The organism is Nonomuraea longicatena, from assembly GCF_039525605.1.
Classification (GTDB): domain Bacteria; phylum Actinomycetota; class Actinomycetes; order Streptosporangiales; family Streptosporangiaceae; genus Nonomuraea; species Nonomuraea longicatena.
In genome coordinates this window covers 216,956-239,523 of the sequence record NZ_BAAAHQ010000021.1, presented here as the reverse complement: position 1 = coordinate 239,523, position 22,568 = coordinate 216,956, and the positions used below count along the sequence as shown (strand labels likewise).

The window sequence follows — 22,568 nt, the reverse complement described above, 5'->3', positions numbered from 1 at the left end:
GCGTGCTCACGAGTCGTCCCCCTCGTTGTCGGCTTCGTTTCGGGCGCGTTGGGTTCCCCGTTGGAACGCGGAGAACAGATCGCGTACCTCGTCGGGAGATCGTTCGGCTGTGGTGGGCGGTGGCTCCGGCGGTTTGCCGGGTTGGGGCGGCAGGTTGGTCTGGCGTCTGCGGCGGGGCAGCCCCGAAGGCGCCTCGGCCACGACGGCCAGTGGCTTCTTGCTGGTGCGAGTCGGCAGCTCCAGGTCGGGTGGCGGCTCAAGGGCCTGTTGCTCGGTGACCAGCTTACGGGGGATCAGCACGATTGCCGTAGTGCCCCCGTAGGGGGAGGACCGTAGCAGCACCTGGAGTTCGTGGCGCTGGGCCAGCCGGGCGACCACGAACAGGCCCAGCCGGTCGCTGTCGGCCAGGTCGAACTCGGGGGGGTCGGCCAGCCGGGCGTTGACGGCGGAGTACTCGGCGGGGCTCAGCCCGAGCCCCCTGTCCTCGACCTCGATCACGAAGCCGTTGCTGACCAGGTCGCCGCGCACCTGCACGTGGGTGTCCGGCGGGGAGTAGATGGTGGCGTTCTCGACCAGTTCGGCGACCAGGTGGGTGAGGTCGGCGGCGGAGGCTCCGTCGAGGGCCGCGCCGGGCAGTTCGGCCACGTCCACCCGGCCGTAGTCCTCGACCTCCGCGATGGCCGCCCGGACGACGTCGATCACCGGCACCGGCCGCCGCCACACGCGGCCCGGCTGGGCGCCGGACAGGATGATCAGGCCCTCGGCGTGCCGCCGCATGCGGGTGGTCAGGTGGTCGAGGCGGAAGAGCTCCTCCAGCCGGTCGGGGTCGTGCGTACGGCGCTGCATGGTGTCGAGCAGCGCGAGCTGCCGGTGGAGCAGGCCCTGCTTGCGGCGGGCCAGGTTGAGGAAGACCTGGCCGACGCCCTCGCGCAGCGCCGCCTGCCCCACAGCCGCCTGTACGGCGGTGCGCTGCACCGACCCGAACGCCCCCGCCACGTCGGTGATCTCGGCGGAGCCGCTGACCTTGAGCGGCCTGGCCTCGGCCTTGACGTCCACCTCCACGCCCTCGCGCAGCAACTGGACCACGCGCGGCAACCGGGCCTCGGCCAGGTCGGCGGCGGCGGTCTGCAGCCCGCCCAGTTCGGCGGCGAGACGGCGGCCGAACCGTACGGAGATGAGGATGGAGGCGATGACGGCGACGAGCCCGAGACCGCCCGCGAACGCGATCTTGATCACGATGCCGGTGGCCGCCTCGCCGGCCCGGCGGGCCAGTTCCTGCGTGGAGACGGCGCCGAGCCGGTCGAGCCGTTCGGAGAGCCTGCTGACGGAGGTCGCCCAGGCGTCGAGGTCGCCGGGCGGGCGGCCGGTCTGGACGACGCGCGCCTCGGCGGCGGCGAAGCTGAGGTACGGCTCGCTGCTCATCACCTGCTCGAACGGCTGCCGGAAACCGACGTCGAGCCCGGCCAGGCCCCGGGAGTGCAGGAACCTGCGCGAGGCGACGTACTCGGTGAAGGCGGTGGCCTCGGCGGGGGTGAGCCGGCCGTCGACGGCCGCGCCCGCGATGAGGGCCTGCTCCCTGGCGATGTACTCGCGGGCGTTGCCCATCGCCTGCAGGGCGGCCGCCTGCTGGTAGAGCGCGAGGTCCGGTACGGAGACGAGGTGGTCGTAGAGGCGGAACAGGGTGTCGAGGACCCGGTTGAACTCGCTCACCCCGGAGAGCCTGGTGCTCTGGCCGGAGTCGAGGTCGGCGCGGATCGAGGACAGCCGGGCGAGTTCGCCGGTGAGCTCGTCGAGGGTGTGGCGGATCTCGGTGTCGATGGCGTCGGCGGCCTGGGCGGTCGAGCGCAGGAAGGTCTCGACGGACGCGTCGGTGCGGGCACGTTGCTCGCCGAGCTTTTTGGGGAACGACCGGGTGGTGGCGGCGACGACGGACTCGCTGCGTTCGGCCTGAAGCTGGAGGCCCAGGTCCATGGAGGTGGCGCCGATGGTCTCGTACAGGGTGTTGGCCCGGAGCAGGATGCGGCCGTCTCCGACCGTGAGGTTCAGGACGAAGCCCCAGAGCGCGCTCAACGACAGCAAGGGCAGCAGCAGCAATAAGAAGATCTTGAACCGAATTGACCGGTTACGCGAGCCCATGTTCCAACCTCAGGGTCGAGGCACATTCCACACTTTGTGTTAATAGCCTCCGGAAGATCGCACAGGAGACTAGCACCTAATAAGGTTCCAGCGCAGTGGAGGAACCTGATGATAAGCGTGATTACCGGGGCAAGCAGCGGGATCGGGGCAGCAGCGGCAACGGAACTGTCGCGACGAGGACACCACGTCGTCCTCGTCGGCCGTGACCGGGCCCGGCTCGACGCGGTGGCGGCGAGCCTGACCGGTCCCGAAGCCGACGTCCTGACCTGCGACTTCACCTCGCTCGACGACGTCAGGCGGCTCGGGGGCGAGCTGCGGGCGCGCTACGACGACATCGACGTGCTCGCCAACAACGCCGGGGTGATGAGCCCCGCCAGGCGGCTGACCGGCGACGGGCACGAGCTGATGATCCAGGTCAACCACCTGGCCCCGTTCCTGCTGACCCTGGAACTGACCGGCCGCGTCGGCCGGGTCGTCACCACCGCCTCCATGGCGGGCCGCTCCGGCCGCCTCGACGCCGCCGACCTCAACAGGGAGCGGCGGCGCTGGAACGGCTGGCTGCAGTACGGCGACACCAAGCAGGCCAACATGCTCTTCACCGCCGCGCTGGCCGAACGGGACGTGCACGCGACCTGCTTCCACCCGGGGGTGATCCGTACCGGGTTCGCGGGGGGCACCCTGCTCATGCGGGCCTGCCTCGCGGTCCCCGGCCTCGCCAAGCCGCCGGAGCGGGGCGCCGCCGGGCTCGTGGAGCTGGCGACCACGCCGGGGCGGCCGGGCGGCTACTACGCCGGAGGCCGGCCCACCCGGGGCAACGCCGACCCCGAGCTGGCCGAGCGGCTGTGGGAGGTCAGCCTCCGCGCGGTGAACGGCTGAGCGCCCGCAGCCACAGCAGCGCGGCCGCCGAGATGACGATGAGCCCGCCCCAGTTCAGCACCGTGTACAGGTGGACCTGGGCCTCGGTGACGTCCGGCACCTTGCCGATGCGCAGCGACTGGAACTGCCACGGCTTGCCGGCCAGGAACAGGGTGATCGCGATGGCGATGGCGCTCATCGAGTCCCACAGCGCGTGCAGCAGCGAGACGCCGAGATAGGCGAGCAGCACCCGCGCCGCGAGCTTCACGCCCTCCTCGATGAGGCCGACGCCGACGTACATGAGCAGCGACGGGTGGAGGTAGCTCTCCAGGATCGAGGCGCCGAGCACGCCCAGGACGCCGCCGATCACGAACGCCTTGAACAGCAGCTCGACCGTGACCTCGGCGGACCGTCCCCGGCCGTAGGCCCACACCACGAACGTCACCGGCACGAGTAAGCTGCCGAGCAGCACCACCGTCGGGACCAGGTTGGAGTTGGCCGTCAACAGGGTGACGGCCACGCTCGCCACCCACAGGGCCAGTCCGATCAGGAAGATCTTCAGCCAGGGCCTCATGCGGACAGCTCCGCCACGGCACGGAATCCGGCGGTGATGGCGGCGTCGGCGTAGGCGGCCGGGATCGAGTCCGAGTTGGCGATGGCGATGCGGCCGTGCCGCCTGCGCGCGAGGTCGGCGGGGAACGGGCCGTCCGGGTAGAAGGCGTCCCAGGGGCGGCAGTACTCGGGCGCGTATCCGTGCCCCCAGCGGTTGACCGTGATCGCCTGGATGTCCTCCGTCGGGTCGAATCCGCCGGGCGACAGCAATCTGGTGAGCTGGTCGCGGATCGAGTACTCCATGTACGAGTACGGCGTGCCGAGCAGCGTGTGGCGGCCGGAGACCGCGCCCGCGCTCGGTCCCATCTGCGACGCGCACGGGGCGGCGACCAACTGCACGTTCGCGGGCTGGCCCGGATCCTTCGGGAAGGCGTAGTCCGGCATGCTGACCGGGTAGTCGAGCTGGGACACGCACCAGTACGCCCCGGTCCACCGCGTGTGGTGGACGCCGATCTTGCGCCAGGCCTCCCAGTTCCGCACCTGCACCATCGCGTACAGCATGGGCATCTTGACCGCCTGGCGCATGGCCTGCTTCTGCTCCACCGGCAGCGTCGGCACCAGGAACGGGATGACCATGTTCCAGCAGGCCATGATCACCGAACCGGCGCGCACGGTCCTGATCCGCTCGCCGTCGAAGTAGCCGACGGTCGCGCTGGTCGCGCTGCCTGCCGGGCCGTCGTTCTCCGCCAGCACCACCGGGCTCGACAGCCGGAAGCGCACCCGGTTGGCGGGCAGGTCGAGGTGGTTGTAGTTGAAGTCGGCCGTGGTGATCCGGTCCATGCCGGAGGCGCTCGCGAAGCCGGGGATCATCCGGGCCAGCATCATCCGCACGAGCGCCTGGTTGCCCTCGGGGAAGTGGTAGATGTACGGGTCGTTCGCGTCCCACTCCTTGATCATGCTGGGGGAGTTGAAGCGGGACGGCTTGGCCGCGTCGAGCTTCAGGCCCTGGAAACCCGGGTAGTCCCAGCCCTCGCTGCTGCCCCAGGCGTCGATGGCGCCGAACGCCTGCGTCGTGTAGGCCCAGTCGTCGTTCGACTGCGAGCGCAGGAACCTCTCCACGTCCGGGTGCACCTTGCAGACCTCCAGCAGGAAGCCCGAGTAGGTGAGGTCGGCGAGGCGGCGCTGTTTCTGCTCCTGCGACAGGCCGGGGAACCAGTCGGGCGGGTTCGTGTACAGCCGCACCAGGTCGCGCTTGGCCTGCTCGGCGATCGGCAGTTCGGCGACCCACTGCTGAGCCTTGATGCCGGGGGTGTACCTGACGAGCTTCTCGACGGGGAAGGTCTCCTGGTCGCACATCACGCTGTCGTACATCTTCAGGCCGGGGTAGAGACCCTGGTCGAAGAACTTGTCGAACTTCTGGAGCTGGATGCCGAGCTGGTCGAGCAGCAGCTTGCCCTCCGGCGTCCAGGCCGAGGGGGCCTCGATCGACTGCGAGCCCCCGTAGCCGACGAGCGGGCCCTTGCGTCCCGCCGGGTTGAACTCGGTACGGCGGGCGTGGCCGCCGATCTCGTCGTGGTTGTCGAGGATGAGGATGCGGGCGCGCGGCTCGCGCCGCAGCCACTCGAAGGCGGCGCTCACACCGCTGATGCCGCCGCCGACCACGACCAGGTCGTAGGTCTCTCCGGTGGACTCCGGGGTGCCCGCGTACTCCCAGAACCGGTCGTCGCGCATGGCATGGGGCACGCTCAGCGCCTGTGCGGTGTTGCCCTGCAGGCCGGTGAGGACGGGCGGGAACGTCACGTCCATCGGCACCTGCAGTTCGGGGGTGCCGATGACGCCCGGCTCGCCGCTTGAGGGGCCGCAGCCGAGCGCGGATCCGAGCGCGGCCACCCCCGCGGTCATCGCGATGCCGTCGAAGAAGTCGCGGCGGGAAATGGGGCGGCCCATCCCGAGCTCGCGCGCCCTGCGGGGGTTGATGTCGCTCATGACGAGATCATCAGCAGCTGCGGTAATTGCCGCCCACGGACGCGCAGCGGTGGAGGAATATTTTGCGTGGACTATTACGGCGAATGCCTGTTTGGAGGGCTTCTCTGCAGGTCCTCGAATCGGAGGGCGCTCCATAAACGCCGACAATTGCCCCGATAATTACAGTGGGTGGCGGCAACTCTCCCATTCCTCTAACGTCTTGGGAAAGGGATCAGAAGTGAGGTGGAGAATTTATGCGTAAGGCATTTTCCTACGCTTTTCTGGGCATGCTGGTCATTTCGGGCTGCTCCGGTGGGGAGTCCGCCGCGCCGCCCGCCGAGCGTCCCGCCCCCAAGGCGGTCGACGCCGCCCGGCTCGGCACCGCCCTGCTGCCCACGCCTCAGGGCATGCAGATCACCTACGGTCCCGAGACCGGGGCGTACTCCTCGCTCAAGGCCACCAAGCAGGGGCAGGAGGCGCTGAAGAAGGCCACCGTCAACAAGTCGGGCTGCAGGGGCATCGGGCAGCTCGACGCCGACCGGGTCGGCGCGGCCCCGGCGGCCGTCGTGGCCTACTCCTCCAAGTCGGGCTCGATCAGCCAGTCGCTGGTCGCCACCGACACCTTCCCCGGGCCGCTGCCCAAGGGCTGCGGACGCTACGAGGCCATGGTGGGCGAGTCGAAGGTCGTGTACGTCACCAAGGAGCTCAACCTGCCCAAGCACGGCGACCAGTCGCGCGTCTTCCTCACCAGGGCGATCAGCGGGGGCAAGGAGGCGCAGATCGGCGCGGTGCTGATCCAGCGGGCGGGTGTGGTGGCGAGCCTGCTCGTCGTCGGCGCGGAGATCAAGCGCAAGGGCCTGCAGGAGCTCGCGCGCCTGGCCGACGAGAAGCTCGCCCGCATCATCGGCTGACCGGCCGCTCACGGGTGAACGGCCGGTCGCCTTCTGTTATCGCGTGACCGGCTGGGTGGCCGTGCGCAGGGCGGCCACCGTGGGGGCGAGGCCCTCGGTGGCGGCCTGGTCGAGGGTGGCGGTCAGGGTGTTCTCGTAGGTCGCCGCCGCGCTCTCCTTGCGGGCCCGGCCCTCGTCGGTGATCAGCGTGAAGACACCGCGCCGGTCCTCGTCGCAGTAGTCGCGGCGGCTCAGTCCGCTGCCCTCCAGGCGTCCCACCAGCCGGGTGACCGAGCTCTGGTTGAGCCCGAGCAGGTCGGCCAGTTCCTGCATGCGCAGGTAGCCGCCGTCGGAGGTCGACAGGTGGCACAGCGCGCGGTACTCGGACAGGCCGAGCCCGTGCCGCTGCAACGCCGCAGCCAGCGCCTGTTCCACGCGGGCGTGCAGGCGGATCACGTCCACCCACATGTCGTCGTCGATCGTCGCCATGAACCTCTCCTCACGTCTTGACACAGCCTAATATGCACGCACATACTATGCATGTACAAGCAAATGTTGAAGGGGTTCCTCCCATGGCCTGGATCTATCTGCTCATCGCGGCGGTCTTCGAGGTGGTGTTCGCACTCGGGACCAACGCCACCGAGGGCTTCACCCGCCTCGGCCCATCGGTGCTGACCGTCGTGGCGGCCATCACCGGAGTGTTCTTCCTGAGTCTGGCGCTGAAGACGCTGGACGTCGGTGTCGGGTACACGGTCTGGACGGGCATCGGCTCGGTCGGCACGGTCATCTTCAGCACCGTCATCTTCGACGAGGTCATGACGGTCTGGAAGGCGCTGGCCTTCGTGCTGATCATCGGCGGGGTCGTCGGCTTGAAGCTGTCGTCTGGAAAATCCGAGAAGTCCGCCGAGTCGGCCGCTGTCTAGGGAGTTCTGTCATGGCCTGGATCTATCTGTCAATAGCGATCGTCTTCGAGGTGGCCTTCGCACTCGGGACCAACGCCGCCAAGGGCTTCACCCGCCTGTGGCCCTCCGTGTTCACCGTCGTGTCCGCCGTGATCGGCGTCTTCTTCCTGAGCCTCGCCCTGAAGACACTGGACGTGGGGGTCGGCTACACCGTCTGGACGGGTGTGGGCGCCGTCGGCACCGTGATCTTCGGAGCCCTGCTGTACAAGGAGAAGATCACCAAGGGCAAGCTGCTGTCCTTCCTCGCGATCATCGCGGGCGTGGCGCTCCTGCGCCTGACCTCGGGCTGAGCCGTACTCATGAGCCCCGATCACGAGTACGGCGGGCCGCCTGGGGCGAGCCCCGGGCGGCCGACGCGTTCCCGGCAGGGCGTCAGCCGTCGGTCGCCCGGTCGGGCTCGGGGACGGGGCGGTCGGCGCGGGTGGTGAGCCGGTTGGCGACGACGGCCAGGATCGCCGCGGCCACCGTGGCGCCCGCCGCTGCCGCGAGGGCGGTGGCGCCGGTGTCCTGGGGGCCGGTGAGGCGACCGGCGACGGCGGTGCCCAGGCCGTACCCGGCCCACATGAAGGTGTTGAGCCAGGCGAAGACCTCGGTGCGGTAGCGGCCGGGGGTGTGGTCGGCGAGCAGCGCGGGGATGACCGCGTCGCGCGGGCCGGTCACCAGCCCGACCAGGGTGATCAGTACGGCCAGGCTCGCGAAACCGGGCGCCCAGGCTCCGGCGGCGAGGACGGCCGCCTCCGCCACCGAGAACAGGACGAGCAGGCGGCGGGCGGTGACCGGCCAGGCCCGCGCGCCGTACCCGAGGGTGCCGAGCAGGGCGCCGACCGACAGCAGGCCCATCAGCACCCCTGCTGAGGCGGCGGAGCCGAAGGAGGTGGCGGCGGCCACGGTGGCGATGCGCAGCGACCCGAAGACGAAGGTGCCGAAGGCGGCGATGGTCAGCAGCACCAGCGTGGGCGGATGCGCGAGCGGCCCGGCCAGCCGGAACCTGCGTGGTTCAGGGTGGTCGGTCGCGGTTCCGGTTTCCGTGTGGTTCGTCGCGGCGCCGGGTTCCGCGTGGCCCGTCGCGGTTCCTCCGGCACGCACCGCGGCCGAGGTCAGGAGCAGGACCGTGCCGAGCAGTACGGCGGCGCCCGCGCCCGCCACCACCCCGTGGGCCGGGACGAACAGGGCCAGCAGCGGCACGATCAGCGGCCCGGCGATGAACATCAGCTCGTTGACGGCGTTGTCCGCCGCGTAGGCGGCCGCCAGCGTGTCGGCGGGCACGAGGCGGGGCCAGGCGCTCCTGATGACCGACGAGACGGGCGGCGTGGTGACGCCGAGCAGCACCGCTGCTGCGATCATCAGCGCGGACGGGGTGAGCAGGAGCAGCGTGTAGGCGACGGCGTGGGCGATCAGGTAGCCGGTCAGTGTGGCGCGGGGGCCGTACCGGTCGGCGAGGCGTCCGCCGATCGGCGCGCACACGGCCAGGGCGAGGGCGTGGCCGGTGAGGACGAGTCCTGCGGTGGCGTAGGAGCCGAGCCGGTCCACGGCGGACAGCAGCAGCGCGAGGCTGAGCACGGGGGTGCCCAGCTTGACGATGAGCCCGGCGACGAGCAGGTAGAGGACACCCGGGTGGGTGACCAGGCGGCGATAGGGCGCGAACATGGCGGCTCCGTTACCATCTAACTGGATTACGCCTATGACACCCCGGAAGGGAGTCACCAGTCAAATGGAAATAGCCTGTAACGTGACGCGGCAAGCTCCACTGATCGCCGAACTGGTCAACCTGGCCACCGTGCGGCTGCGCGGCGGGGCGTGGGTGGATCCGCTGGAGGGCGACCTGCTGGTGGAGGCGTTCACCACCCTGCTCGGCGCGCGCCGCAGCGCGGCCGTCCTCACCGAGCCGGACGCCGGAGCGCACCTGGCCGAACTGGCGTGGGAGCTACGGCAGGTCCTGCTGGCCGACCGGCCCGCCGACCAGGCCGCCCGCATCAACGCCATGATCGCCAAATACGGCGCCCAGCCCTACCTGGTCGAGGACGTCGGCCAGCCCTTCCACCTGCACTTCCACGGCTCCGGCGGCGGTCAGGTGGCGGCACTCGGCGGCGAGTTCGCCACCGCGCTGGCCCTCATCGTGGACGGCTACGGCCCCGACCGCTTCGGCGCCTGCGAGGCGCAGCGGTGCGAGGCCGTCTACATCGACCTGACCCGCAACGGCTCCCGCCGCTACTGCGGCGCGGCGTGCACGGCCCGCGCCAAGACCGCCGCCTACCGCAGCCGCCGCCAGGGTTGAACGCTCAGGCCGCGTCCAGGCGGATCACCAGATCGGTGAGTTCGCCGGCCGCCTTCGTGACCGCGCTCACGACCATGGGGACCTCCTCGTCGGAGACCCGGTGCGCCAGCGCCGCGATGCTCAGCGCCGCGACCACCCCGCCGTCTCGGCCGCGCACTGGCGCGGCCACCCCGAGCACGTCGGGGTCGAGTTCGCCGCGCGCCACCGCGTGCCCCCGCTCCCTGATCTGCGCCAGCCGCGCCATGAGCACGGCGGGGTCGGTGACGGTCGCCTCGGTGAAGCGGGTCAGCGGCGTGTCGAGCAGTTCGGCGAGTTCGGCCTGCGGCACCCAGGCGATCAGCGCCAGCGCCGCCGCCCCCGCGTTCAGCGGCAGCACCTGCCCGCGCTCGTAGGACAGCCGCAGCGCCTGGGAGACGTCCTCGCGCTCCAGGCACACGACGGCCGTTCCGGTGCGGCGGGTGAGCAGCACCGGGTGGCCGGTGGTCTGCGCCAGATCGCGCATCACCGGCCGGGCCAGTTCGGACAGGCCGACCCCCCGGCGGGCGATCCGCGCGAGGTCGAACACCCGAGGGCCGAGCCGGAACCCGGCGCCGACCTCGTTCTCCTCCAGGAAGCCCATGGAGGTGAGGCTCTGCAGATAGCGGTAGGCGGTGGAGCGCGCGACCCCCAGATGCTCGGCGACCCGGTTGCCCGTGAGAACCAGGACGTCGTCGCGGAAGAGCAGCAGAATGTCCAGCGCCCGGTCGGCTGTGGAATTGCGACTGCGATACCCCTGTGACACGCGTCTCATCCTATCTTCCCATGTCGGGGGTGCACGGGCGCCGTCGCGGCGGGGTGTGGCGCGGATCCGGGAGCGTGTTCCTGGAGGCCGCCCGCGCGCGGCGGCGGGTGGCGGTGGGGGGTGGCCGGCCGTGACGGAGAGACTAGATCAGCACGTGGTCGGCGGGATGTCCCACGAACGAGAACTGCGCGTTGCGCGTCAGTTTGATGTGGTCCGCCTGCCAGGTGTGCATCGAGGCGTCGGCGCTGCGCCAGTACACGAAGTTGAACCGGTCCGCCGAGTAGATCTTGACCCGGTCCTCCTTCAGCCGCCGCACCAGGTGCGTGTCCTCGCCCCGGGTGATGTCGGCGAACGGGTAGGCCGCGAACATCGACGCCTTGCCCAGGAATGTGCCGCCCTGCACCAGGAACGAGTACCTGTGCTCCAGGCCGGGCAGGCGCAGCATCGTGGTGTTGGAGCCCTCGAAGTACGAGTAGTGCGCGCCCTTGCCGACGAGTTCGGCGTCGGTGTAGTCGAAGGCCCTGACCAGGTCGGACAGGTAGTGCTCGCCGTACAGGTTGTCGTCGTCCATCTTGGCGACCAGTTCGCCGTCGGCCGCCTCGATGCCGAGGTTCATGCACGCGCCCAGCGACAGCTCCGGCGACGCCGGGAGCACCACCACGTCCGAGATGCCCGCCATGCGGGCCTTGTCGGCGACCACGACCGGGTCGATGTCCAGGCCGTGCAGCACCATGACGAGCTGTAGCGGGCGGTGGATCTGCTTGGCCACCGAGGCGATCGCGTGCTCGATCTGCGCCGCGCGGTTGGTCGGCAGCACCACCGAGATCGAGCGCGAGCGCGGCGCGACCGGGCGGCCGAGCAGGCGCAGGATCTGGTCCACCCGGTGCGAGAACAGGTGCTTGTCGAAGACCTCGCGCATGGCGAGGTGTCCCATGCGGGCGCGCAGCTCGGGGCTGTTGATCAGGTGGAGCACCTGGTTGTACGACTCGATCGGTTCACGGGCGATCGGGATCAGCTCGCCGAAGGTCTCCTCGATCGCGCGCGACCAGCCGGTCACGACCGGGGTCGAGCACGCCGACAGCTCGAAGACGCGCCGCGCGCACATGGTCGGCGAGTCGAGCACGGAGTTGACGTTGAGGAAGACCTTGTACATGCGGTACGCGGCCAGCATCTGGTCGTAGGGGAGTTCGCCCACGATGTGCGGCCGGTACTTGTCCGGCCAAGCGTACTTCTCGTCCACCTCGCCGTTGCGGGCGAAGATGTGCAGGCCGAGCTCACGGACCGGGTCGAGTACGGTCTCCATCTGCTCGCGCCGCTCGGGATGCTTGTTGCGGAAGTACATCCCGGCGAAGACCACGTCGTGCAGCCGCCCGTGCTTCTGCTGGATCGGGTTGTGCACGCGGGGCTGGGCGGCGAACTGCAGCACATCGACCCGATCATGCCCCAGTACTTCGCGATATTTCGGGAGCATGTCGCCGTCGCACGTGAACACGTAGTCGAACAGCTTGGCCGTGTCGATGAAGAAGTCGAAGTTCGGCGGGTCCTCCTTGTTCCAGAAGACCGTCGGGATGCCCTCCCGCTTGCACCAGCCCACCAGTTCGCGCAGCGGCTCCTTGGGCGCGTTGGTCCCGGTCATCTGGTAGCGCCAGCGGCCCTGGTTGCCGTGCCAGGCCGACTCGCAGAACAGCAGGTCGGGGCGCCGCTCGGCGAAGATCTCCGGCCAGTCCTTCAACCCGAACTCGATCTGGTCCCACTCGTACTTGAAGGCCATCCGGGAGAAGTCGTCCAGGATCACCGCGACCTTCAGGTCCGGCCGGTCGACCGGCCCGGCGGGCCACTTGATCGCGGGCACCTCGACCGGCGGCGGGCGCCTGCCCGCCGCCTCGATCACGTCCGTCACCGGCTCGGGGGCCTGCGGCGCCCGCTCGCGCGAGCGCACCGCGTCCACGATCCGGCCGGGGCTCTTGGAGCCGAGCGCCTCGCCGAGCTTGAAGGTGCGCTTGGCGTGCGTCGCCTCCAGCTTCCACGACGCGTAGGCGGCCTTGGCCTCGGCGATCTCCAGCCGCCGCCGCAGTTCCCTGATGTCGGCCTCGTACCGCTCGACGAGCTTGCGCTCCTCGGGCAGCCAGTTGACGGGACCGAGCCGCTGGAAGGTCGGCTCTTCTGGGGTTTCGGCCATGGTGCTCGCCTATCGCATCGCGGGATTTGTCATGTTACGGCGGAAACCGTACAGATTCAGGAAGAACGCGTACCTTGCGAGGCGGGGGAGAGGTTGTCACCCTTCAGCCAGGCCGCGATCACCCGCGCGATGCGCGGGCCTGCGGCGCCGTCCCACAGCGGCGGCAGCTCGCCCGACGGCGTCGCCGCCCCGTCCGCGAGCGCCTTGTCGGCCGCCGACGGCAGCAGCGCGGGCGTCACGAGCCGGTTGGTGCCGTGCGTGATCGTCACCGGCCGCTCGGTGTTGGGCCGTACGGTCAGGCACGGGACGCCCAGCATGGTCGTCTCCTCCTGCACGCCGCCCGAGTCCGTGACCACCAGCGCCGCCCCGCGCACCAGCGAGAGGAAGTCCACGTAGCCCAGTGGGTCCACGACCTTGACCGTCGGGCCGTCCACCAGCCCGGCCTCGGCCAGGCGGGTGCGCCCGCGCGGGTGGATCGGCACCACCAGCGGCACCCGCTCGGCCACCGCCAGCACCGCGTCCACCAGTTCCTTCGCGGCGGCGGGCGAGTCCACGTTGGCCGGGCGGTGCAGCGTCGCCACGGCGTACCTGGACGGCAGGCCCAGCCGCTCGGCCACCGGCGCCGGATCCAGGCGCGGCATCGCGGAGAACAGGCTGTCGATCATCGGGTTGCCCACGAAGTGCACCTTGTGCGCGGCCACGCCCTCGGCGGCGAGGAACTGCAGCGCGTCCGGCGAGGTCGTGAACAGCAGGTCCGACAGCGCGTCGGTGACGATCCGGTTGACCTCCTCCGGCATGCCCCGGTCGAAGGAGCGCAGGCCCGCCTCGACGTGCGCGGAGGGGATGCCCAGCTTGGCCGCGACCAGGATCGCCGCCAGCGTCGAGTTCACGTCGCCGTACACGACGACCAGGTCGGGATCGTGCTCGGTGAAGACCTCTTCGAGGCCGACGAGCAGCGCCGCCGTCTGCTTGGCGTGGGTGCCGGAACCGACCGCCAGGTTCGCCAGCGGCTCGGGCAGCGCGAGGTCCTGGAAGAAGACGTCCGACATCAACGCGTCATAGTGCTGACCTGTGTGGATGATGCCCTGCCTGACGCCGAGCCCGCCGAGTGCCCGCACCACCGGGGCCGCCTTCACGAAGTTGGGCCGGGCACCCAGGACATGCAGGACCAGGGGGTTCTCCCTCATTGACCTCGCCTTTCATAGCGGATAGGGAAAAACGTTGCCTATGGTACGGTCACCGCGTGGTATCCGACGCCAGACGCAAGGTTTCCGCCAAGTCGGCCCGCGCCGGTGTCGGTGGACTACTCAAGGGCTTCGTCCAGCACCCGATCATCGTCTCCCGGGTCGTCGCGACGAAGGTGAGAGCGGACCCGGTACGGGTGGCACAGGCGGCAGCCGACGCCCTCCCGCCCAAGCTGCGCCCCATCGTGGGCCGGGTCGCCTGGCCCACCGCGCGCAAGGTGCGCTGGGCATACCGGAAGATCAGCATGCGCGCGGTCAACGCGCCCTGGCACGAGGCCAAGCAGCACTGGAACGACGGCCGCGTCTCCCAGGCCGCCGAGGCGCTCGCCCCCTTCACCAAGTACCCCTTCGTCAACCGGCGCCACGCCTACTACGTGGGCGAACTGGCCGCCATCAGCCCCGACCCGATCCCGGCCAAGCCGCCGGTCCAGGTCGGCGAGCGGGTCACCGGGCGGGTGCTGCACTGCGTCACCAACGCGCTGCCGTACGCGCAGGCCGGGTACACCGTGCGGACCCACCGCATCGTCACCGCGCAGAAGGCCGCAGGGCTCGACCCGCACGTGGTCACGAGCTGGGGCTGGCCGATGCTGCAGGGGCACGCCGAGGCGACGCCGTTCGAGGAGATCGACGGCATCCCCTACTACCGGCTGCTGCCCGACGGGCGCGGCGAGATGCCCTTCGAGACGCGCGGGCGCATCATCAGGGGCGCCGACGAGGTCACCGCGCTGGTCGAACGGCTGCGCCCCCGGGTGCTGCACGCCGCCACCGACCACCGCAACGGCTCCATCGCCCACGCGGTGCGCGCCCGCACCTCCACACCCTTCGTCTACGAGGTGCGCGGCTTCCTGGAGGAGACCTGGGCCTCGCGCGACCCCGAGGTCCGCGTGGGCAGCGAACGGCAGGTGCTCCAGCGCGAGCGCGAGGCGTTCCTGATGCGCGAGGCCGACGCCGTCGTCACGCTCGCCGAGACGATGGCGACCGAGATCGTCGATCGCGGTGTGCCACGCGAGCGCATCCACCTCGCGCCCAATGCCGTGGACGACTCGCTGCTGACCGCGTCGTACGACGGCGCGACCTTCCGCCGCGAGATGGGCATCGCCGACGGCGAGATCGTCGTGGGCTCGGTGTCGAGCATCGTCGCCTACGAGGGCTTCGCCACCCTGCTGCGGGCCGCTGCGCTCCTGCGCGACCAGGGCGCCCGCGTCCGCGCGCTGATCGTCGGCGACGGCACCGAGCGCGAGAACCTGCTCGCCCTGGTCGACGAACTGCGCCTGGACACCGCGATCCTGCCCGGCCGGGTCGGCCCCGAGGAGGCGCTGCAGGCGCAGGCCGCCATCGACATCTTCGTCTGCCCGCGCGAGGACCTGCGCGTCTGCCGACTCGTTACGCCACTGAAACCCGTCGAGGCGATGGCGCTCGGCAAGCCCGTCGTCCTCAGCGATCTGCCCGCCCTGTCCGAGCTCGTGGGCTCGGACGGCGCCGGCCTGCTCGTGCCGCCCGGCGACCCGGAGGCGCTCGCCCAGGCGCTGGCGGAGCTGAGCGAGGACCCGGCCAGGCGCGCCGAGATGGGCGAGGCGGGGCGCGCGGAGGTCGCGGCCAAGCGCACGTGGAGCCGTGTCGCGGAGACCTATCGGAACCTGTACCGAACGCTAGATGAACGATGACCTGTCAATTGGCTGTCGGTTCCGACAGGTTCGCTCACATTAGGCGTGAGCTAGGTGGACTTGAGATAGCCTTTGCCACCATGAAGTGTTGTTTCCGGCTTGCCAAGGTGCTGACGTGACAGAAATCGACTTGACTGTCATCGGCCTGGGGTACGTCGGCATGCCTCTGGCCAAGGAGGCCGTGGCGGCTGGGCTCCGGGTCGTCGGCCTCGACGTCGATCCCGTCAAGGTCGAGGCGCTCAACGCCGGGCAGTCCTACATCGACGACCTGACCGACGCCGACCTCGACCACATGCTGGCCAGCGGATTCCGCGCCACGCTCGACGAGTCCGTGCTGGCCCGGAGCAACACCATCGTCATCTGCGTGCCCACGCCGCTGGACGAGGACCACCGTCCCGACCTGTCGGCCGTCGAGGGCGCCACCAAGACCGTCGCGCGCAACCTGGCCAAGGACACCCTGGTCGTCCTGGAGTCCACCACCTGGCCCGGCACCACCGATGAGGTGGCCCGCCCCCTGCTGGAGACCTCCGGCCTGGTCGCGGGCGAGGACTTCCACCTCGCCTTCTCGCCCGAGCGCATCGACCCGGGCAACCCCAAATTCGGCCTGCGCAACACACCCAAGGTCGTCGGCGGCTACACCCGGCCCTGCCGCGACCGCGCCGCCGCCTTCTACGCCCAGTTCATCGAGCAGGTCGTGCCGGTCAGCGGCACCAGGGAGGCCGAGATGGCCAAACTGCTCGAAAACACCTACCGGCACGTCAACATCGCGCTCGTCAACGAGATGGCGATCTTCTGCGACGAGCTCGGCATCAACCTGTGGGAGGCCATCGAGGCCGCGGCCACCAAGCCGTTCGGCTTCCAGAAGTTCCTCCCCGGGCCCGGCGTCGGCGGGCACTGCATCCCCGTCGACCCGTCCTACCTGTCCTACACGGTGCGCAAGCTCGGCTACCCCTTCCGGTTCGTCGAACTGGCCCAGGAGATCAACGAGCGCATGCCGTCGTACGTGGTGGCACGCGTGCAGCGCCTGCTCAACCGCGACCGCAAGGCCGTCAACGGCGCCAAGGTGGTCATGCTCGGCGTGACCTACAAGGAGGACATCGCCGACGAGCGCGAGACCCCGGCCCTTCCCGTGGCGCGTGCGCTGCTGGAGCTGGGCGCCGAGCTCTCGTACGTCGATCCGTACGTCAAGGAGTGGTTTGTCGACGGCACCCAAGTGCCGCGCGAGGAGGATCTCGGCCAGGCCGTAGTGGAGGCGGACGTGACACTGCTGATGCAGAAGCACGCCGCCTTCGACCTCGCGATGGTCGAGGACAAGGCCCGGCTCGTGCTGGACACCCGCGGTGTGCTCACCGAGGGTGAACGCGTCGAGCGGCTGTAGCGACGGAGGCTGCGCGCAGTGCACGTGCTCGTCATGACGGTGGTGCATCACCCCGAGGACGCCCGGATCCTGCATCGGCAGATTCGCGCGCTCGTGGACGCCGGCCATGAGGTCACGTACGCGGCGCCGTACAGTGCCCGTGGAGTCGTCCCCCGCTCGTGGGTCAACGGTGTCGACCTGCCCAGAGCCGCCGAAAGGCGGCGGATCGCCGCCGTCTGGGCGGCGCGCAAGCTTTTCAAGAAGATGCGCGACAAGGTCGATCTCGTGCTCGTGCACGACCCCGAACTGCTGTTCGCGCTGTGGGGCGTGCGCAAGCGCCCGCCCATGGTGTGGGACGTCCACGAGGACACCCCGGCGACGCTGTCGCTCAAGCCGTGGCTGCCGTCGTTCCTGCGTCCGCCGGTGCGCTTCCTCGCCCGCATGCTCGAAGGCACGGCCGAGCGGCACATGCACCTGCTGCTGGCCGAGACCGCGTACGCGGGGCGGTTCAAGCACGCCCATCTGATCGTCCCCAACGAGACCTGGGTGCCGGACACCGTCACCCCGCCCGGCGACGACCGGGTCGTCTACCTGGGCTGGCTGTCGTGGGCGCGCGGCGTGCGCGAGGCCGTCGAGGTGGCGCGCATACTGCAGCCGTACCGGGTCGCGGTCGAACTGATCGGCTACGCCGACCCGCAGAGCCGTCCGATGCTCAACGAGGCCGTGGCCGAGGGGCTGCTGGAGTGGCGCGACTTCATGCCGAACGACGAGGCGCTCAAGCGGCTCGACGGCGCGCTCGCCGGGCTGTCCCTGCTGCACGACGAGCCCAACTACCGGCACTCCATGCCCACGAAGATCGTGGAGTACATGGCGCACGGCATCCCGGTCATCACCACGCCCTCTCCCCGGGCGGTCGAACTGGTCGAACGCTACGACAGCGGTGTCGTCGTGCCGTGGGAGGACGCGAAGGCGGTGGCGCAGGCCGTACTCACGCTTCGCGACGACGTCCGGGAGCGGCACGGGCAGGGGGCGCGCGGGTACGCGGCCGCGCGCGCCAACCACCACTGGCCGAACTCCGCCAAGCGGTTCGTGACCCAACTGGAGGCGTGGGCAGGCGTCAGGAGATAGCGGTTTATCTCCGACAGATCACAAAGGCGGTAGATTCCTCAACGTGCGCTGGCTTCTCGTCCTCCTCGGCGCGGTGATCCTCGTGGCCGTGGCGGCCGTGGTGATCGTCCTACCTTCCTCCGAAGACCCGCCACCGCCCAAGGCCCAGCCCACCCCCGCGAAGACCGAGCCGACCCCGCAGGTCAGCAAGGTCCAGGACGAGTGCGGCACCTTCGACACCGCCGAGAAGTACCCGTACGCGATCACCGGCTACTGGATCACCCCCAAGGCCGATCCGTGCACCTGGCGGCACCAGTTCCAGGAGATCCACCGCGTCGGCGGCGACACCGTCATCAGGATCGGGTACGGCCTGCAGTACCGCACCGTGGACGAGCAGGGCCGCATCCTCGCCAAGAAGAGCGAAGGCGTCGACCCCCTCTACGCCGACTGCGTCGAGGACGGACGCTCCTGCCTGCGGGCCGCCGAAGCGGACCTCAAGCGACTCCACCCCGGCAACCGCATCGGGCGCACGTACGTCTACCGGACCGACGAGGGCTTCGGCCCCGACCTGTTCCGCTGCACCCAGGTCGAACGCGCCATCGACGCCGGGAAGCGCTTCTACTACCGGCTGCTCACCCCCATGGACGGCGGTGACGACTCCACCTGCGACTTCGACGAACCCCGCACGTACGACCTGATCCTCGTCAGCGGCTCGGCCCCCGACAAGGACAGCCTCACGCGACTGCTGTCCCTCGGCGACCAGTTCGGCGTACGGGTCTTCCCCGCGCTGCCGCTCGCCCCGCGCATGCCCGGCCAGGAGACCAGGGCCAACCCGACGCACCTCACCACGCTCACCACCCTGACCCGCCGCCTCCTTCAGGACTACGGCGCCCGGTTCGACGGCAGAGCCGCGCTCGGTGGCGTCTACCAGCCCTTCGAGGTCATGCTCGGCGCCACCCTGGCCACCAACCCCACGCTGGAGGTCTACGCGGGCCAGCACCAGATCGTGGAACAGGAGCTGTCCGGCAAACCCATCCTGATCAGCCCGTACATGGACGCTCGCAAACGCGTCGGCTTCGGGCAGACCCCCAAGCAGGTGGCCGAGGCGTTCAAGGCCCTCGCCAAGACCGGCGTCGGCATCATCGCCCCCCAGGACAGCAGAGGGACGGGCAAGGTCGGCCTGTACTGGCCCGACCAGCGCGACGAGGAGATCGACGCCCGCCTGCGCCCCCTCATCGGCGAGAGCACCTACGGCGACGCCTACCACGGCTCCACCCGCGACTACTACCGCGAGATGTCACTCGCCCGCGACCAGATGATCGCCGAAGGCCACCAGGTCGACCTGTGGGCCAATGTGGAGGCGTTCGAACCCTCGACCTCCGGCGACAAGCCCTGCCAGCCCCAGGGCACCCGCGGCAAAACCGACAAGAAGCGCCTCGACCAGGCCGTCGCCATGGCCGGACGGTACGTCCAGAAGATCGTCTCCTACATGTGGAGCGACTTCATGACCTGCGGCTCGCCCACCCTCGAATCCGAGATCATCAAGGACTACCGCCGCCCCATCGCCGTCGACGCCATCCGCCGCGCCCGCAGCATCCAGGACGGCGTCGAGGTCCGCGGATACAACTTCAGCGGCGGCACCGTCACCGTCGAATGGTCGGGCGGCACCAAGGACCTGGACATCGCCGCCACCGGCTGGCTCGACGTCGCCCCCGCCGGCGAACTGGCCGAAGGACTCCAGACCGCGTGGGTACCCTTCGACTGGGCGCAGGTGCCCGCCGGAGAATGGGTGCGCGTGCGGGTGAAGCTGCCCACCGGCCAGGAGACGACGGAACCGTTGCGCGTGCGGATCAGCGTGTAACGTGCGGAACATGGTCCCGAGCGTGCCCGTCAGCGTGGATCTGGTCGTGCTCACCGTACGCTGCCAGGCACTCAGCGCGCTGGTGTGGCGGCGCGACAACCCGCCGTTCCTGCGCCGCTGGTCGCTGGCGGGCGGCTTCATCCAACTGGACGAGGACCTGCCTGACGCCGCCCGCCGCATCATGACCGAACGGGCGGGCATCCCGGGCGCGGGCACCCTGCACCTGGAACAGTTGCAGACATACGGTTACCCGGACCGCGACCCGCGCCAGCGCGTCCTCAGCGTCGCCTACCTGTGCCTGGCCCCCGACCTACCGGCCTCGGAGAAGGCGCACATGGCGTGGGTGCCGGTGGCGGAACTGACGGTGATGGCCTTCGACCACCGCAGAATGATGCTGGACGGGATAGAACGCGCCCGCGCCAAACTGGAGTACACCTCACTGGCGGCGGCCTTCTGCGAACCCGAATTCACGGTGGCAGACTTGCGCCGCGTCTACGAATTGGTCTGGGCCCGCCCCCTGGATCCCAGAAACTTCCACCGAAAGGTCACCAAGGCCGAAGGCTTCCTCATGGAAACGGGCGAAACCACCACCAGAGACGGCGGCCGCCCCGCCAAACTCTACCGCCGAGGCCCCGCCGAACTCCTCCACCCACCGATGCTGCGCTCCTAAAAGCACAGCGCTCCGCTTCTAAAAGCAAGGCGCTCCGCCCATGTCTCCAGTCGGGCCGAGGGCCCGACCCCTTGCGGTCTTCGCTTCGCTCAGCCGTCCTTCCTCTCCCACCCCTTGCCCATCTGGGTGGTTACCCACCTACGCCCACCCACCGAAAGGCGCTCGCTCACGCTCGCCCGTGCTCCTTCCAGGGCAAGCCCGGGTTCGGGCGCCGATACCGGGCGTTCCCGGTGGCCTTGTGAGGGAACGAGAAGCTGTTTCCTTGATCAGGCGCACAAAGGCAGGCAAGGCGGCCGATGTCGGGCGGGCAACAACTTCGAGGCCAGCGTGTTGGGCATCGTCACAGGGTCATTGCGTGAGCGCTGCAAGCCGCTCTTGAATGTCTCGCGCGCCCGGCGCATCGACCCGAGCGAGCTGGTCAGCGGTCATCCGGAGTTCGGCCACCGCGTGCGCGTTGACGGCCACCGCGTCCGGGGCCACTTTGATCGCCACATCCGTCGCTGCCTCCGCGTCGCCCTGCACAGCATGCGCGCGCGCAAGGCACGCCCGAAACCATGCGCGGTCGCGTCGATAGCTCTCCGGGAGAGTCCGTAGCCCATCTTCGAGCAATTCGACTGCGTGGTTACCATTTCCCAGCTGGAGTTCTGCCATCCCTCTCTGCATTCGAAACCACCCCTCATCGTAGAAATACATCCACGGAGGCTCGTCTTCGGGATGCCGCGCGGCGCGGCGAATCATATCCTCTGCTTCGCTCAATCGAGAACGCGCCGAGTTGGCGTCATTCATCTGCGCGTGACCTCGCGCTATCATCTGGCTGGCCATGCCCTGAACGCCGAGCGTGGTGCGACCGTCGTGCCAACGCGACGCTTCGGCGAGCCTGATGCATTTCTGGGCGTCTCCGAGGCTCCATGCTTGATGTGCCCGCATGTTCAGTGTGGTGGCAGCGAGTGAGGCGTCTCCGGCTTCCAACGCCCATGCGTGAGACCGGTCGTACCAAGCGAGCGCGGCGCCCTCATTCCCGGCGTCCTGACACATCCAGGCCACGAACTGTGCGTATTGAGCCACCAGGGCGACCAAGCGGCCCCCGAACGTCCCCGAAGCGCCGTGAGCGAGATCGATGACAGTAGAGAACTGCGCCATAACGGTTGGCAATAGTGGGCCACTGCCAAGTGTGTCCTCAGCGTAGCGATGCTCGGAGAGACAACGATCCAGCCATTCAAGCGTTACCTCGTCCATGCGGCGCGGTTCGCGAATGGCTCGGGTAATACGCTCATATAGGTCGGCGTCTGGGGCAAGTGCGGGAATCGGGGCGATCGGCACGGGTGCCGGTGATTTGGGGAGAAGGCGATCGTCACCTGAGTCGAAGACTCGGCTGTACAGCAGGAGGTAAGGATCAGTGGGTTGATGTCGCCCTGCTTCGTGGTCCTTTATCCGACGAATCACCGAGTCGAGGTCCGGCAGCTGGATACTGCCGCCTGTTGCTTTGATCAGCCGGATAGCGAGTTGCTTCTGGGACCAGCCGGCCTGGCGTCGTTTCTCACGTAGGAGTTCGGCCCATGCCGGGGTCAGCGGGGGATGTTCGGTGGCCATGTCGCACCTCGGGGCGGGGAGAGGGGACAGTCCTTCTCCCTCAGTGTCCCCCATTCGCACCTGTCCGCGCAGGCCATCAGGCGTTGAACTGTGGGTCGCGAGGCACATCGAGTACGGCGCGCTAGGCCACCGGGTTCCGCCGACAAAGGCAGCCCCGGACGCGGTGATTGGTCCCACCGATCCGGTGCCCCGATCGCACAAAGGAGGTACGGCCCATGCAGAACTCTTGAGCCGGCGAGCCGAGGATCGGCATTCCGGGTTGATGGACGCCCGCCTCGATCCATCGACGGATCTCGGCTGAAAATTGTTCGTACCTGGAGCGGTCGGGGCGGAAATCGACCGCATCAACACGATAGGAGTCGCCCAGTTCTGACGCTCTTCTAGACGTACATGTCGTATCCGGTCGTTTTATATCGGAAACGGTAGTGAGGTTCTGGACATGAAGCGGGCTCGCCCGGCGCTGCACACGACCGGAACGAG

General features: G+C 69.4%; 19 protein-coding genes. 10 read left to right on the top strand and 9 right to left on the bottom strand.

The annotated features are described in order from the left end of the window. Positions 1–6: 6 nt before the first annotated feature. Positions 7–2,094 (bottom strand): sensor histidine kinase, encoded by a 2,088-nt coding sequence (locus ABD120_RS20815; protein ID WP_343951616.1) that lies wholly within the window; start codon positions 2,092–2,094, stop codon positions 7–9. 150 nt (positions 2,095–2,244) lie between these two features. On the opposite strand from ABD120_RS20815, the gene ABD120_RS20810 reads away from it, so the two are divergent. Further along, positions 2,245–3,012: an SDR family NAD(P)-dependent oxidoreductase gene (locus tag ABD120_RS20810; protein WP_343951615.1), complete on the top strand. Its 768-nt coding sequence runs from the start codon at positions 2,245–2,247 to the stop codon at positions 3,010–3,012. Here the strand turns inward: ABD120_RS20810 and ABD120_RS20805 are convergent. Together ABD120_RS20805 and ABD120_RS20800 are read right to left on the bottom strand one after the other, a co-directional pair. Continuing rightward, positions 2,987–3,565, bottom strand: a complete 579-nt coding sequence (locus ABD120_RS20805) for a hypothetical protein (protein ID WP_343951614.1) — start codon at positions 3,563–3,565, stop codon at positions 2,987–2,989. The genes ABD120_RS20810 and ABD120_RS20805 overlap by 26 nt on opposite strands. Beyond that, the gene (locus ABD120_RS20800; RefSeq protein ID WP_343951613.1) at positions 3,562–5,529 is read right to left on the bottom strand and encodes an NAD(P)-binding protein; all 1,968 of its coding nucleotides are present in this window, start codon (positions 5,527–5,529) and stop codon (positions 3,562–3,564) included. Before ABD120_RS20800 ends, ABD120_RS20805 begins: the two co-directional genes overlap by 4 nt. Positions 5,530–5,795: 266 nt before the next feature. Here ABD120_RS20800 and ABD120_RS20795 point away from each other — a divergent pair, with 266 nt between their 5' ends. Beyond that, positions 5,796–6,419, top strand: a complete 624-nt coding sequence (locus tag ABD120_RS20795; RefSeq protein ID WP_343951612.1) for a hypothetical protein — start codon at positions 5,796–5,798, stop codon at positions 6,417–6,419. 36 nt (positions 6,420–6,455) lie between these two features. Here the strand turns inward: ABD120_RS20795 and ABD120_RS20790 are convergent, their stop codons facing one another. Then, the gene (locus ABD120_RS20790; protein WP_343951611.1) at positions 6,456–6,887 is read right to left on the bottom strand and encodes a MarR family winged helix-turn-helix transcriptional regulator; all 432 of its coding nucleotides are present in this window, start codon (positions 6,885–6,887) and stop codon (positions 6,456–6,458) included. Between the two features lie 83 nt (positions 6,888–6,970). Here ABD120_RS20790 and ABD120_RS20785 point away from each other — a divergent pair, with 83 nt between their 5' ends. Next, complete coding sequence (locus ABD120_RS20785) at positions 6,971–7,321, top strand: DMT family transporter (RefSeq protein ID WP_343951610.1); 351 nt, start codon at positions 6,971–6,973, stop codon at positions 7,319–7,321. A gap of 11 nt (positions 7,322–7,332) precedes the next feature. Continuing rightward, positions 7,333–7,650, top strand: coding sequence for a DMT family transporter (locus ABD120_RS20780; protein WP_343951609.1), 318 nt, complete (start codon positions 7,333–7,335; stop codon positions 7,648–7,650). 82 nt (positions 7,651–7,732) lie between these two features. Here ABD120_RS20780 and ABD120_RS20775 read toward each other — a convergent pair whose 3' ends face one another. After that, a complete protein-coding gene (locus ABD120_RS20775; RefSeq protein ID WP_343951608.1) occupies positions 7,733–9,007 on the bottom strand; it encodes an MFS transporter in 1,275 nt (424 codons plus the stop codon). An 82-nt stretch (positions 9,008–9,089) separates the two neighbouring features. On the opposite strand from ABD120_RS20775, the gene ABD120_RS20770 reads away from it, so the two are divergent. After that, positions 9,090–9,635, top strand: coding sequence for a CGNR zinc finger domain-containing protein (locus tag ABD120_RS20770; protein WP_343951607.1), 546 nt, complete (start codon positions 9,090–9,092; stop codon positions 9,633–9,635). 4 nt (positions 9,636–9,639) lie between these two features. Here the strand turns inward: ABD120_RS20770 and ABD120_RS20765 are convergent, their stop codons facing one another. The 3 genes from ABD120_RS20765 to wecB form a co-directional block, all read right to left on the bottom strand. After that, a complete protein-coding gene (locus ABD120_RS20765) occupies positions 9,640–10,416 on the bottom strand; it encodes an IclR family transcriptional regulator (protein WP_343951606.1) in 777 nt (258 codons plus the stop codon). A gap of 142 nt (positions 10,417–10,558) precedes the next feature. Further along, positions 10,559–12,595 (bottom strand): glycosyltransferase family protein, encoded by a 2,037-nt coding sequence (locus ABD120_RS20760; protein ID WP_343951605.1) that lies wholly within the window; start codon positions 12,593–12,595, stop codon positions 10,559–10,561. Between the two features lie 56 nt (positions 12,596–12,651). Then, the gene (gene wecB, locus ABD120_RS20755) at positions 12,652–13,782 is read right to left on the bottom strand and encodes a non-hydrolyzing UDP-N-acetylglucosamine 2-epimerase (RefSeq protein ID WP_343951604.1); all 1,131 of its coding nucleotides are present in this window, start codon (positions 13,780–13,782) and stop codon (positions 12,652–12,654) included. A gap of 56 nt (positions 13,783–13,838) precedes the next feature. Here wecB and ABD120_RS20750 point away from each other — a divergent pair, with 56 nt between their 5' ends. From ABD120_RS20750 to ABD120_RS20730, 5 genes are all read left to right on the top strand, one after another. Beyond that, positions 13,839–15,503: a glycosyltransferase family 4 protein gene (locus ABD120_RS20750; RefSeq protein WP_343951603.1), complete on the top strand. Its 1,665-nt coding sequence runs from the start codon at positions 13,839–13,841 to the stop codon at positions 15,501–15,503. 115 nt (positions 15,504–15,618) lie between these two features. Beyond that, positions 15,619–16,881 carry a nucleotide sugar dehydrogenase gene (locus tag ABD120_RS20745; protein WP_343951602.1) on the top strand — a complete coding sequence of 421 codons (1,263 nt, stop codon included), beginning with the start codon at positions 15,619–15,621 and terminating at the stop codon, positions 16,879–16,881. 18 nt (positions 16,882–16,899) lie between these two features. Further along, positions 16,900–17,988, top strand: coding sequence for a glycosyltransferase (locus tag ABD120_RS20740; protein WP_343951601.1), 1,089 nt, complete (start codon positions 16,900–16,902; stop codon positions 17,986–17,988). Between the two features lie 43 nt (positions 17,989–18,031). Continuing rightward, on the top strand, positions 18,032–19,828 hold the full coding sequence (locus ABD120_RS20735) for a DUF4434 domain-containing protein (protein WP_343951600.1): 1,797 nt from the start codon (positions 18,032–18,034) through the stop codon (positions 19,826–19,828). A gap of 10 nt (positions 19,829–19,838) precedes the next feature. After that, positions 19,839–20,498, top strand: a complete 660-nt coding sequence (locus tag ABD120_RS20730) for an NUDIX hydrolase (RefSeq protein WP_343951599.1) — start codon at positions 19,839–19,841, stop codon at positions 20,496–20,498. 348 nt (positions 20,499–20,846) lie between these two features. On the opposite strand, the gene ABD120_RS20725 is transcribed toward ABD120_RS20730, so the two are convergent. Then, positions 20,847–22,088: a helix-turn-helix domain-containing protein gene (locus tag ABD120_RS20725; RefSeq protein WP_343951598.1), complete on the bottom strand. Its 1,242-nt coding sequence runs from the start codon at positions 22,086–22,088 to the stop codon at positions 20,847–20,849. Positions 22,089–22,568 lie beyond the last annotated feature (480 nt).

Excerpts from the sequence above, each read along its gene's own strand:
- ABD120_RS20800 (WP_343951613.1), bottom strand. The coding sequence starts at position 5,529 with ATGAGCGACATCAACCCCCGCAGGGCGCGCGAGCTCGGGATGGGCCGC.
- ABD120_RS20795 (WP_343951612.1), top strand. The coding sequence starts at position 5,796 with ATGCTGGTCATTTCGGGCTGCTCCGGTGGGGAGTCCGCCGCGCCGCCC.
- wecB (WP_343951604.1), bottom strand. The coding sequence starts at position 13,782 with ATGAGGGAGAACCCCCTGGTCCTGCATGTCCTGGGTGCCCGGCCCAAC.
- ABD120_RS20725 (WP_343951598.1), bottom strand. The coding sequence starts at position 22,088 with ATGGCCACCGAACATCCCCCGCTGACCCCGGCATGGGCCGAACTCCTA.
- ABD120_RS20760 (WP_343951605.1), bottom strand. The coding sequence starts at position 12,595 with ATGGCCGAAACCCCAGAAGAGCCGACCTTCCAGCGGCTCGGTCCCGTC.
- ABD120_RS20780 (WP_343951609.1), top strand. The coding sequence starts at position 7,333 with ATGGCCTGGATCTATCTGTCAATAGCGATCGTCTTCGAGGTGGCCTTC.
- ABD120_RS20810 (WP_343951615.1), top strand. The coding sequence starts at position 2,245 with ATGATAAGCGTGATTACCGGGGCAAGCAGCGGGATCGGGGCAGCAGCG.
- ABD120_RS20805 (WP_343951614.1), bottom strand. The coding sequence starts at position 3,565 with ATGAGGCCCTGGCTGAAGATCTTCCTGATCGGACTGGCCCTGTGGGTG.
- ABD120_RS20775 (WP_343951608.1), bottom strand. The coding sequence starts at position 9,007 with ATGTTCGCGCCCTATCGCCGCCTGGTCACCCACCCGGGTGTCCTCTAC.
- ABD120_RS20785 (WP_343951610.1), top strand. The coding sequence starts at position 6,971 with ATGGCCTGGATCTATCTGCTCATCGCGGCGGTCTTCGAGGTGGTGTTC.
- ABD120_RS20730 (WP_343951599.1), top strand. The coding sequence starts at position 19,839 with ATGGTCCCGAGCGTGCCCGTCAGCGTGGATCTGGTCGTGCTCACCGTA.
- ABD120_RS20790 (WP_343951611.1), bottom strand. The coding sequence starts at position 6,887 with ATGGCGACGATCGACGACGACATGTGGGTGGACGTGATCCGCCTGCAC.